This window comes from Bacillus sp. FSL K6-1012 (genome assembly GCF_037964915.1).
Lineage (GTDB): Bacteria > Bacillota > Bacilli > Bacillales > Bacillaceae > Bacillus > Bacillus halotolerans.
Genome location: NZ_CP150175.1, coordinates 416,615 through 426,836, shown reverse-complemented (window position 1 = coordinate 426,836; position 10,222 = coordinate 416,615). Strand labels below are relative to the sequence as shown.

Below are 10,222 nucleotides of genomic sequence, written 5' to 3'. Positions count from 1 at the left end.
TCAATATTTTTAACCTTTCTAACGTTCACTTTAAATGAAAAAAATGTTTTTATCACCGAAAAATGGGTGAAAAGTTTCATGCGGGATACCGAAAAGATTCCAGTTTATTCACTGGGATATTTTTGCGGGATACCGCAATAATTTCCACTAAACATTATTTACAGAAAAATAAAAATTTTTAAAATGCGCTCTCACGCTATTTCCCATTTATTGTTGAAAGCCATTTACAATCTTTACATCCCATATGTTTACCGCGCAAAAACCGAAAAACAGGCAAAAAAAAAAAGACACCCTTAGCCAAGAGCGCCTTACAACGATTCCTTAATGACATTTTTGTCGATATCAATCAATTCCATATAGCCTTTCCCCCACTCATACATGGCATCAAGAATAGGCATCAGGCTTTCTCCTTGCGGGGTCAAGGAATATTCAACCTTCGGCGGGACAACCGGATACACTTCCCTGTGAACAATCATATCCTGCTCAAGCTCTCTCAGCTGATTCACGAGGATCTTCTGCGTAATATCAGGAATCAAAGCTTTCAATTCATTAAAACGTTTTGTGCCTTCTTTTCCCAAATGCCACAAAATGAGCATTTTCCATTTGCCGCCGATCACCGCAAGCGTTAATTCCTTCTCACAATTAAACCTTTTGTCGTCCATCCGGCTCAAAAGAAATCCCCCCTTAGTATCCTTTTTGTATGTTAGATACGTATCATCACTTACTTACTTTTTGGCAGACTCTTTTTCATTATACTCACTCATAAAACCAAGCGAAAGAAATCTGATTGCCTCTTCTCACAGTATCCTCAAAGTAACTAGTTGACTTCAAAGTGCCTACTTCTCAGCTAAAGAGGGAACCTATAGAATGAAAAATAATTCGAATAAGGGAGTGGATCAACAATGGAATTACAGCTGGCATTAGACCTAGTAAATATCCCGGAAGCCATCGAGCTTGTCAAAGAAGTAGAACAATACATCGACGTGGTTGAGATCGGAACACCGGTTGTCATTAATGAAGGCCTTAGAGCCGTTAAAGAAATAAAAGAAACATTTCCGCAATTGAAGGTCCTGGCAGACCTGAAAATCATGGATGCCGGCGGATACGAAATTATGAAAGCGTCGGAAGCTGGAGCTGACATCATCACCGTTTTAGGGGCTACAGACGATGCAACAATTAAAGGCGCAGTAGAAGAAGCCAAAAAACAGAAGAAGAAAATCTTAGTGGACATGATTAACGTGAAAGATATTGAATCCCGTGCGAAAGAAATTGACGCACTGGGTGTTGACTACATCTGCGTCCACACTGGTTATGATCTTCAAGCAGAGGGCAAAAACTCTTTCGAAGAATTAACGACCATCAAAAATACCGTAAAAAACGCAAAAACCGCAATTGCGGGCGGCATCAGACTTGATACACTGCCAGAAGTGATCAAACAAAACCCTGACCTTGTCATTGTTGGGGGCGGAATTACAAGCGCAGCCGATAAAGCAGAAACAGCTTCAAAAATGAAACAGCTTATTGCCCAAGGATAAATAAAATGAAAACGACCGAATACGTAACGGAAATTCTCAATGAATTACACCGTTCAGCGGCTTATATTTCTAATGAAGAAGCTGATCAGCTTGCCGATCACATTCTTTCGTCCAATCAAATTTTCACTGCGGGCGCGGGGCGGTCTGGCCTGATGGCAAAATCCTTCGCGATGAGATTGATGCACATGGGCTTTAACGCTCATATTGCCGGTGAGGTTCTCACTCCGCCGCTCCGCAAAGGAGACCTCGTCATTATCGGCTCAGGATCAGGCGAGACAAAGAGCCTGATCAATACAGCAGCCAAAGCAAAAAGCTTACACGGAATTGTTGCCGCTTTAACCATCAATCCGGATTCGAGCATTGGAAAACAATCGGATCTCATCGTCAAAATGCCTGGCTCTCCTAAAGACCAGTCAAACGGAAGCTATAAAACGATGCAACCAATGGGTTCATTATTTGAGCAAACATTGCTGCTGTTCTATGATGCAATAATTTTAAAACTCATGGAGAAAAAAGGACTCGATTCTGAAACCATGTTCACTTACCACGCAAACCTTGAATAGCGTCACACAGCCGGCCTGGAGATCAGGCCGGTTTTAATATCCCCTAAAATAAAACTTTACACCCAAAAACCCGATAAGTAATATGACCTACAAACAAACAGAGGGAGGAATTATGTTGAAAAAACAAATAAAGCTGAAGCTTGGAACTAAAATTCTCAGCTTGGTCTTCGCAGTTATTCTATTGTTTTCTCTATCAGTCGGCGCCGTAATGCTAAAAGACATTACAAGCAGCATGAAAAAAATGGCCACTGAAAAAGCCAAAGGCGATCTTGCTTTAAGCAGCACGTATATTGATGACGTGATTTTAGGGAACTGGGAGGTAAAAAACGATAAGCTGTATAAAGGCGAGACACAAATAAACGGAAATGAAGAAATTGTTGATCTGCTTGGCAAAAAAACAGGTGATACCGTAACGATTTTCCAAGGAGATACTCGGGTCGCAACCAACGTAATGAAAGACGGCGAAAGAGCTGTCGGCACTCAAGCTTCTGCTGAGGTCACTGACGCTGTTTTAAAAAACGGGAAGCAATTCTACGGACAAGCAGATGTGGCAGGCTCCTCTTATCAAACAGCATATATGCCCTTAAAAGATAAGGAAGGCAACATTATCGGTATGCTGTATACAGGTGCCAATCAAAGCATTTTAGCATCGCTTACCCAATCGCTGTTCACTCAATTCGCTATCGTTCTTGCTGTAGTTATTATTATATCTGTCATCCTTGTTTTGCTTTTCACCAGAAGAATCAACCGGCGGCTGAACGTATTAAAATACGCCTTTGAAAGCGCCGGAAACGGAGATATGACAATAGAAGTTTTCAGACAAGTCCGCTGATGAGTTAGCAGAACTGAGTGTCTACTATAATAAGATGAGAATGAAGCTGAATCAGACAATCCAAACGGTACAGCAATCCGCCCTTCAGCTTGCATCAGCCTCTCAGCAGCTTTCAGCCGGAGCAGAAGAAACCAATCAAGCCTCCGAAAAGATCACAGAAGCTGTTCAGCAAATTGCAAACGGTGCCAAGCATCAAATCACACGAATCGAAAACAGTGAAAAATCACTGGAGCAAACAACAGCTGACATACGGCATATTTCTTCAAATACTGCTGCCATTGCTGAGAAAGGACAGCTTGCGCAATCAAAAGCAGACATTGGCCAAAATGAAATTTCAAATGTTCAGGCACAAATGGATACCATTCACCATTCGATTGAAAAAAGCGGAGAGATCATTCAGCAGCTGGACGGCCGTTCTAAACAAATTGAACAAATTTTATCCGTTATCACCCAAATTGCCGATCAGACAAACCTGCTTGCTCTTAATGCAGCAATTGAAGCTGCCCGAGCCGGAGAACACGGTAAAGGCTTTGCAGTAGTTGCTGATGAAGTTCGCAAATTAGCAGAGGAATCTCAACGGTCTGTCGGACAGATTTCCAAATTAATCGCTGAGATAAAAAATGATATGACTGAATCTGCGCAGTCTGTTGAAAATGTGAAAACAGAAGCTGCTGAAGGTGTAAACATGATTCACCGCACCAGAGACGCATTTAAAGAAATTGCAGCCGCAACAGATGAAATCACTGCGGAAATCAGCGATTTATCAGCATCTGTTACCAACATTTCAGCAAGTACGCAAAAAATAAATGAATCCTTTGCCGCCAATACAACAGACATTAAAGAATCAACAGAGAGTACCCGGCAGGCGGCAGCTTTAACAGAAGAGCAATTTGCCGCTATGGAAGAGATTACTGCAGCCTCAGAAACGTTATCTCAATTGGCTGAAGAGCTTACCGGTATCATAAGCCAATTTAAAATGATTGATCAACCTGAAAACAGCCTATAATCTAGTATCAATATTTCAATTTGATAACGTTATTTTTTTAAAAATGAATATTTCGATCTACTAAAATTACGATTTCTGCAATAAACCTAAGGCAAAACAAAAAATTTTAATCTTTACACCCAGCCCTTTCTGCATTACTCTTGGAGCAGTTTTAAAGTTGCTGACGCGGGAGGTGATCATCACGAATGGACATTATAAAAACTTTACTTCTCGTAATAGTCGTCATAGCAGCTGCAGCTGTTGGCCTGATTAAGGGAGACTTTTTCTCAGACGATCAAAAAACGTCTCAAACAGAAGAATATGACGAAACACTGGCCTTCCCTTCTGAGCGTTATCCTGAGACAGCAAATCATATCAAGGACGCAATAAGTGAGGGGCATTCAGATGTGTGCACCATAGACAGAGACGGAGCTGAGGAACGCCGCGAACAATCATTAAAAGACGTACCTTCCAAAACAGGGTATGACCGAGATGAATGGCCAATGGCCATGTGCAAAGAAGGCGGTGAAGGGGCTTCTGTAGAATATATTTCTCCCGCTGACAATCGCGGCGCAGGCTCCTGGGTCGGGCATCAGCTGACCGATTACCCTGACGGCACAAAGGTTTTATTTACGATTCAGTAAACAGTTAAAAGAGGAGGAACAGCACATTGATCAAATCATGGAAGCCGCAAGAACTGACGATTTCATATCATCAATTTACTGTATTTCAAAAGGGTTCCGCACCGCCAGTCATCGATTGGACAGATGAAGCAATTGAAAAAGGATATGCGGAAACGGACGAAGCCATTTCGTTTGAGGCACAGCGGAATTCAAAGGTATATATTCTTTTGCGCCTTAACAGTTCAGAAACAGTTGCATCCTATGAAAAAAAAGTGACTGTTCCTTTTCACGTCACAACAGACGGAATTGAAATTGAAAGCATCATGTCCAAGAGGCTGTCCTTTGACCTTCCTAAAGGAGACTATCAATTCACATGCTACACTGTGCCGGCTGAGCTGTCAGATCTGCACGCTGACACTTATATCATTGATGCTGTTTCCGTCTAATGAAAAGCCCTGAGAGGAATACTCTCAGGGACTCTTTATACATTTTCTCCATTTGTCTTAATGACATCCTGATACCAATAAAAGCTTTTTTTCTTCAATCGTTTTAAGTCATGTTCATTCTCTTCGTCACGATTCACATAAACAAAGCCGTATCTTTTTTGATAACCGTTCAGCCAGCTTAACAGATCAGTAAATGACCAGCTGCAATATCCAATCAAATCGACTCCATCACTAATGGCCTGTCTGCATTGCTCAAGATGCGATTGCAAATAATCAATTCTATAATCATCATGTATAGTGCCTTCTTCAACTTTATCGAATTCTCCTAAACCGTTTTCTGTAATAAACACAGGAAGCTGATAACGTGTCGTAATACGGCGAAGCCCGATACGCAATCCTACCGGATCAATCGTCCAATCCCAGTTGCTCGTTGTTAGGTTAGGATTTTTCTTAGTTTTAAATAGTCCCGGCATCCCTGTTTCCTGATTGGTCCCTTTTTGGCCCGTCGTATTCATTTTCCCTTCTGAGACACCGTCGAGCGGATTTCGTTCGTAAGTAATCGTTTGATAATAGTTGACACCTACAAAATCCGGCTTCCCTTTGGCAAGCAGCTCCATATCACCCGGTTCGACTGTCGGCGCCCATCCCTGTTTTTCTAAATAGCGGAAAGGAATTTGCGGGTAGGTTCCCCAGCAGTACATGTCCAGCCACCAATTATTCATAAATTCTTCAGCATTTTCAAATGCCGTAATGTCCTCTGGATGACTGGTTAAAGGGTATGCGGGAGAATAAGCAAAGCTTGGTCCTATTTTGCCTTCGGGCACATATTTTCTGAAGGACTCAATGGCTTTCGCATTTGCCAGAAACGCAATATGATTTGCTTCGTAAAATCGTTTTCTGTCCTTCACGCCAGGCGGATGCATAGCTGTTAGAAAGCCGTGATTAAAATTGTAGTTTTGTTCATTTAACGTTACCCAATATTTCACTTTCTGCCCAAAGCGTTTATAAAGAGTAATGCAGTAATGATTAAAATCCTCTATGATGTTTCTCGACTCAAATCCGCCATACTCGTCCATAAGCGCCTGAGGCAAATCCCAGTGATATAAAGTCAAAACCGGTTCTATGTTATGAGAAAGCAATTCATCAATCAGGTTATCGTAAAATGCCAGACCGGCTTCATTGATTTCTCCTTTTCCTTTTGGAAAAATACGCGGCCAGCTGACAGAGAATCGATATGCCTTCAGCCCCATCTCAGCCATCAGAGCGACATCTTCCTTATAACGGTGATAATGGTCAACTGCAACATCACCATTGGTGCCCTTAAACGTTTTGCCGGGGATTTTCGTAAACACGTCCCATACAGAAGGGCCTTTGCCATCTTCGTTCCAAGCTCCTTCAACCTGGTAAGCTGCTGAAGCCGAGCCCCATAAAAAATGTTTCGGAAAAGATTCTGGATGTTGATGGATCATTGTGTTAATCACTCCTGAAATATTTGATAAGCCTATCATAGGCTATGAAACGCGTTTCATAGCAACACGATGTTAATCCCGGAACAGCTCAGCTAATATTTTCTCTCTTTGTTCAAGAAAATATCTTGTTAACTGGACGTGTTCAGTGCTTTCGTATTCTGTATGATGAATACTGCCCCCGTCAAAGCTGAAAATGTCAGCATTCGGATAACCCAGCAAAATTGGGGAGTGAGTGGCAATGATGAACTGTACATTTCCGCCCTTCACTAAATCGTGTATGACTCTCAAAAAAGCTAACTGACGCGCGGGAGAAAGAGCAGCTTCAGGCTCATCTAAAAGATAAATAGCTTTTCCTTTAAAACGATGTTGGAACAGCGACATAAAAGACTCACCATGCGATTGCTTGTGCAGCGGCCTTCCACCATAGGAGAGATATGGCTGCGGAGCATCCCGTTCCACTTCATCAAGATGAAGAGAAAGCTGATAAAACGATTCTGCTCTTAAGAAAAAACCATTTGTGATCTTAGGAAGCCATGATAAACGTATGTAATCTCCCAAATGAGAGTCTGACTCCTGCAATTCATAGATATTATTACGGCTGCCGCCCGCTGTATTAAATTCACACTTATCAGCAATTGCTTCAAGCAACGTCGATTTCCCCGAGCCATTTTCCCCGACAAAAAAAGTCACTTCTCTGGTAAATGAAATGTCGTGTAATTGACTTACAGCAGGGATAGTGAATGGGTATCTGTTAAAGGACGGGATCTTATCTCTAAGGAGTGTTACTCTTTTTAAAAACATAGCTTCTCCTCTCGCGTTAAATGAATATATTAAAAAAAATCTTTTGCAGTAGCAAAAAAGCCATCCATCCTAGGATTCCAAAGCATAGCGCTAACCAGAAAGGTACATTAGCTTTCAATAAAATCACCATTATCGCGAGCAAACAAACCGTAGCAGGTAGTCCCTTGAGCACACCATACGCAAATTGACTCAATTGTACTGTATTTTCGCCCTGCATTTTCATCCAGAAAAGGCTTAACAAGCTGACCAAGGGCAAAGCTGCAATAATCCCTCCATAGGTTGGATGTCTTTTTGATATTTCAGTAACGAATCCAATAATCAGTGCTGAGATGATTACTTTACTGATTACCGCCATTGTTTAGCTTCCTTGCTTAAAATTTCAAATGCTTGTTGAATCAATTCCTTTTCCGATGAGCTTATTCGTTCAATTATTTCTTTTAATTTCTCTTTGTCCAGCTGTGTATGCTGTTCAAGAACAGAGCGCCCTTCCTTTGTTAAAACTACCAATACCTTTCTTTCATCTTGCTGACTTCGACGTTTAGCTGCCAATCCCTTTTGAATCAACCGTTTTGTATGTTCAGATGCTGTATTATGAGAGACAGACAAATACTCTGCTAAAGCTCCTATTGTTGCCTCACCTTGCTTTTCAATATGCTGCATGAGTCGTATCGCCTGATGAGAAATGTTATCTTTTTGCTTGTAGTGTAATGAATAGTAGATATCGGTCCACTGCTGATTTAGTTTATTTATGAAATCCAGTTCCATTCTTCACACCTCTTTTTATATCTTATAATACGATACATTCTTTTTAAACGATACAATTTTATAAAAAAACTTCAATATGATATTGGATAATAACTTTAATCAAAAAAGCACCCAACCTTAATTGGATGCTTACAGCCTAATGTCTCTTCTCAAATTTATGCGGATGAGGATGAGGCTTCGGAACAAAGCCGTTTTGTTTCATCATTTCAAAGTGTTTGACCATGTGATTTTTGATGTGATCTCCTCTTTCTTTAGGCAGAACACCGTATTCTACATACTTTGAGATGACATCCTTGCGTTTTTTTAATATGTCTGCTTCCAGCTGTTCAATTTCTTTCTTTTGCTGTTCAGTCAGTGTAACGTTTGCAGGCGGCTGCTGATTCTGTTTTTCCCCTGCTTCCGCTGTGCCAGTTAAAGAAATAACAGCCGCGGCAATGAGCATTCCGATGATATTGACTTTCACTTTTTTCATCCAGTTTATTCCTCCTAACTTTTTTCATATATTTTGCTTCTTTTTGGTTTTTTATGTATACAAAATAAAAAGAGCGAACCACTATTCGCTCTTTCTGATCTGTTCGTCCGTATATAGTTCTTCTTCTCCCGGTGATGCGTAAGTCACGTATGTTCCTGCGATAAAATCATGCAGCATCCGTTTGTCTTCTCTCAGCCCAATCATAAAAAGGCTGACAATTAAGCCAAGCCCGAAGGTTATGCCGTAAACCAGGCCTGCAATGATGACTCGCATAATCATGGTTACCAGGACGACCTGTGCCCCGTCTTTTTTTTACGATTCTGATTCCGCAAATCCTTTTTCCGATGAGATAGCCTTGCCAAAATACCGGCAGCAAAATAGAGTACAGCAAAACGACCAGGCTGATGATCATGCTGTCGTTCGGGTCTTTTCCTGTGATCAGCCAATAGATCAACAAAAGGGGCACCGAGACAATAATGTAATCCAGTAATGAAGCTCCTAGTCTGATCCAAAATCCGGCTGGTTGTGTAACTCCCCCATTATGGTTTCAATATGACTTTGATGTTGCCGTCTTCTTTCTTATCGAATATATCATATGCTCTAGGGGCATCAGCAAGACTTAATTTGTGCGTAATGATATCAGTAGGATCAATTTCTTGCTGCTCAACCATTTGATACAGCATCGGCATCAGATGAATGACGGGTGCCTGTCCCATCTTGACAGATACATTGCGGGTGAAGAAATCGCCGAGCGGAAAACCGTCCGCTTGAGAAATATATGCCCCTGTCAGCTGAACTGTGCCGAACTTTCTGACTGCTTCAGACGCGGTGAGAATCGGGCTGATGGTTCCGAATTGGTTCGGTTTTTCAGACGCTTTTTCTTTCGAAAGCGGGGTCCCGTCCATTCCGACACAATCAATAACGACATCCGCTCCGCCGTCCGTTTCATTATAAAGAAGCTTCCCGATCTCATCATGTTCTGTAAAGTTGAACGTTTCCACGCTGTTTGTCCGTTTTGCATGCTCCAGGCGATGAGGAACTTGATCAACGGAGATGACGCGTTTCGCTCCCTTCATCCAAGCGAATTTTTGCGCCATTAATCCAATCGGCCCCGCTCCCAGAATCAAGACGGTATCGCCTTTTTTCACTCCGCTGTGCTCCACGCTCCAATATGCTGTCGGCATCACGTCGGATAGAAACAAGACCTGTTCATCCTTAAGCTCACTGTCGGCAGGAACTTTGAAGGATGAAAAATCAGCAAACGGCACCCGCAAGTATTCAGCCTGCCCTCCGGGAAAATTGCCGTTATCTTCAGAGAAACCAAATAAACCGCCGGCATCGGTATGCGGGTTTGGATTTGATTCGTCGCACTGGCTCTCCATTTGATGCTTGCAATAAAAGCATTCGCCGCACCCAATGTTAAACGGAATCACGACACGATCGCCTTTTTTTAGTGATTGAACCTCGCTTCCGGTCTCTTCAACTACTCCCATCGGTTCATGTCCGATAATATAATCCGGCGCAGCCTGAATCCCGTTTTTATACAAATGTAGATCAGAGCCGCAAATACCTGTTGCCGTAATGCGGATAATAGCATCTCTTGCATCCTGAATCCGGGGAGCTTCAACCTCTTTCACTACCACATGCTCTTTCCCTTGGTATGTCAGTGCTTTCATCCTTGGCCAACTCCTTTTTTATGACTCCTTCCCTTCCCGGCTGGTTTTAAACTCG

The 10,222-nt window shown here is 42.0% G+C and carries 11 protein-coding genes and 2 pseudogenes; 5 read left to right on the top strand and 8 right to left on the bottom strand.

The window, feature by feature from the left end; all coding sequences use genetic code 11:
• Positions 1-308: 308 nt before the first annotated feature.
• A complete protein-coding gene (gene hxlR, locus NSS75_RS02325; RefSeq protein WP_003241118.1) occupies positions 309-671 on the bottom strand; it encodes a transcriptional activator HxlR in 363 nt (120 codons plus the stop codon).
• A 231-nt stretch (positions 672-902) separates the two neighbouring features.
• Between hxlR and hxlA the strand changes: the two genes are divergently transcribed.
• The 5 genes and pseudogenes from hxlA (at position 903) to NSS75_RS02300 (ending at position 4,984) form a co-directional block, all read left to right on the top strand.
• A complete protein-coding gene (gene hxlA / locus NSS75_RS02320; RefSeq protein ID WP_101860162.1) occupies positions 903-1,535 on the top strand; it encodes a 3-hexulose-6-phosphate synthase in 633 nt (210 codons plus the stop codon).
• 5 nt (positions 1,536-1,540) lie between these two features.
• Positions 1,541-2,098: a 6-phospho-3-hexuloisomerase gene (gene hxlB, locus NSS75_RS02315; RefSeq protein WP_101863966.1), complete on the top strand. Its 558-nt coding sequence runs from the start codon at positions 1,541-1,543 to the stop codon at positions 2,096-2,098.
• A gap of 112 nt (positions 2,099-2,210) precedes the next feature.
• A pseudogene (gene tlpC / locus NSS75_RS02310) lies at positions 2,211-3,936 on the top strand (methyl-accepting chemotaxis protein TlpC).
• Positions 3,937-4,121: 185 nt separating this feature from the next.
• Positions 4,122-4,559: a DNA-entry nuclease gene (gene nucA, locus NSS75_RS02305; protein WP_024120178.1), complete on the top strand. Its 438-nt coding sequence runs from the start codon at positions 4,122-4,124 to the stop codon at positions 4,557-4,559.
• A gap of 26 nt (positions 4,560-4,585) precedes the next feature.
• Positions 4,586-4,984: a competence protein ComJ gene (locus NSS75_RS02300; protein ID WP_095714428.1), complete on the top strand. Its 399-nt coding sequence runs from the start codon at positions 4,586-4,588 to the stop codon at positions 4,982-4,984.
• 35 nt (positions 4,985-5,019) lie between these two features.
• Here the strand turns inward: NSS75_RS02300 and NSS75_RS02295 are convergent, their stop codons facing one another.
• The 7 genes and pseudogenes from NSS75_RS02295 to NSS75_RS02265 form a co-directional block, all read right to left on the bottom strand.
• A complete protein-coding gene (locus NSS75_RS02295) occupies positions 5,020-6,453 on the bottom strand; it encodes a family 1 glycosylhydrolase (RefSeq protein ID WP_095714429.1) in 1,434 nt (477 codons plus the stop codon).
• A 72-nt stretch (positions 6,454-6,525) separates the two neighbouring features.
• Entirely contained in the window at positions 6,526-7,254 is a 729-nt protein-coding gene (locus tag NSS75_RS02290) for an AAA family ATPase (protein ID WP_024120175.1), read from the bottom strand.
• A 16-nt stretch (positions 7,255-7,270) separates the two neighbouring features.
• Positions 7,271-7,609, bottom strand: coding sequence for a DUF3147 family protein (locus NSS75_RS02285; RefSeq protein ID WP_339235685.1), 339 nt, complete (start codon positions 7,607-7,609; stop codon positions 7,271-7,273).
• Positions 7,600-8,019: a MarR family transcriptional regulator gene (locus NSS75_RS02280; protein ID WP_024120173.1), complete on the bottom strand. Its 420-nt coding sequence runs from the start codon at positions 8,017-8,019 to the stop codon at positions 7,600-7,602. The genes NSS75_RS02285 and NSS75_RS02280 overlap by 10 nt, the downstream gene beginning before the upstream one ends.
• Before the next feature lie 136 nt (positions 8,020-8,155).
• Positions 8,156-8,491, bottom strand: coding sequence for a YckD family protein (locus tag NSS75_RS02275; protein WP_268497138.1), 336 nt, complete (start codon positions 8,489-8,491; stop codon positions 8,156-8,158).
• Positions 8,492-8,572: 81 nt separating this feature from the next.
• Positions 8,573-8,999 (bottom strand): annotated as a pseudogene (locus tag NSS75_RS02270) (RDD family protein).
• Between the two features lie 31 nt (positions 9,000-9,030).
• On the bottom strand, positions 9,031-10,167 hold the full coding sequence (locus NSS75_RS02265) for a zinc-dependent alcohol dehydrogenase (RefSeq protein ID WP_268497136.1): 1,137 nt from the start codon (positions 10,165-10,167) through the stop codon (positions 9,031-9,033).
• Between the last annotated feature and the right edge of the window lie 55 nt (positions 10,168-10,222).